The sequence below is a fragment of the Sporosarcina sp. Y352 genome, from assembly GCF_056786535.1.
The window spans coordinates 1-1,406 of the sequence record NZ_JBXCJE010000035.1 but is presented as its reverse complement, the minus strand read 5'-3'; the positions used below and the strand labels follow the sequence as shown (position 1 = coordinate 1,406).

General features: G+C 37.1%; 1 protein-coding gene. It reads right to left on the bottom strand.

The window, feature by feature from the left end:
- Nucleotides 1-651: 651 nt before the first annotated feature.
- On the bottom strand, nucleotides 652-1,406 hold a 755-nt coding region (locus AC1TO6_RS21070), incomplete at its 5' end, for an IS110 family RNA-guided transposase (RefSeq protein WP_482103542.1).

Below are 1,406 nucleotides of genomic sequence, written 5' to 3'. Positions count from 1 at the left end.
ATGATGGGTCAATGGTCGTTGACACCCATGCATCATACTAGAGGGCTCTTTTTCTTTCAAGACCCCGAACTTCCTTCAAACAGGAATGCTGCCCCTTTAGTTGAACAAGCAAAAGAGCTGTCTAAGCAGATCAACGATCTTCAAGTAAAGCACCCGTTAGTTGAATTATAAAGCTTCAGTTTTTCTTTCTGAAAACCAAAAGAATAGCGTCAACAACAGAAAAATAATTGGAGTAAGACCTACATATTTCAAAGCATTATTTGCTCCAAAAAAATAGTATGCGATTGGTATAAAAGTAATTGAACTTATTAGCATGAAAAGCCAAGAACGCCTAGAAATCCCGAATACCAATGTGATAATTGATGTCAAAAATGAAGCGTACCAAAGTAAAAGCATGCAAACCCCTCCCTTGTATTTTTTCACCCTATTGTTGAACTCAAGTTAAACAACACTCTTGCACTAACCTGCTTCGTTATTCAAGAAGAAAAGAGCTCCCTAAGAAGCCCCTGTTGTTGAACTAAACCAGCTAATAGGATGTCAATACTTTTCTCTAAAATTCTTATTAACCCTATGTTATACTATTTTGAGCATGCTAAACAGCCCTCCAAAAACCTTTTGGAAGGTTTTCTCACTTATGATTAAAACCGTTATTTAAGCTATATCAAGGAAAGATTCTTTTCTGTTTAATAATGCATAAATCCAATGAAGTAGTTTATTAATACAGGCTACAATCGCTACTTTGGCAGGCTTTCCTTCTGACTTTTTCTTATCATAGAATTCTTTAAGCTTTTTGTTCCTTGAACTTCTTATTCCGCATAATACGGCTAGATATAAGGCGTGACGCAATCTGCTTGAACCTCTTTTGGTAATACGATTAGTTGTTGCAGTAAACTTTCCTGATGAGTAAACTCTGGGATCTACTCCTGCAAAGGCAACTAGTTTTTTGGGATGACTAAACCGATCGATTTCACCAATTTCGGAGATAATCGTTGCAGCGATTTTTTCTCCTATTCCAGGAATCGATTGGACTATCTTGTAGTCCTCTAGATCATTTGCCAAGGTCACAATACGATTCTCTAAAATTGAAAGGTGTCCTTGGTACTGAAAAAGCATCTCAATATACATTTGAAGATTGATTAAATGACTTTGATACACGACTTTTTGAAATGGATTTCGCATTGCGGCTTCCATTATTTTTTTCGCCTTTTCTCTTGCCCATTGGGCAGAACGACTAGGACAGACCTCTGCAACACGCACGGCTAGTTTACTTTCCCCAGCTGATAATACGGCTTCTGAAGTCGGAAATTCTTCTAACATCAATAAAGAAACCTTCGAATAAAGATCACCAAAAACCTTGCGGTATTCAGGAAACACTTGATCTAAAATAGTATGAAACTGCAGTTTAG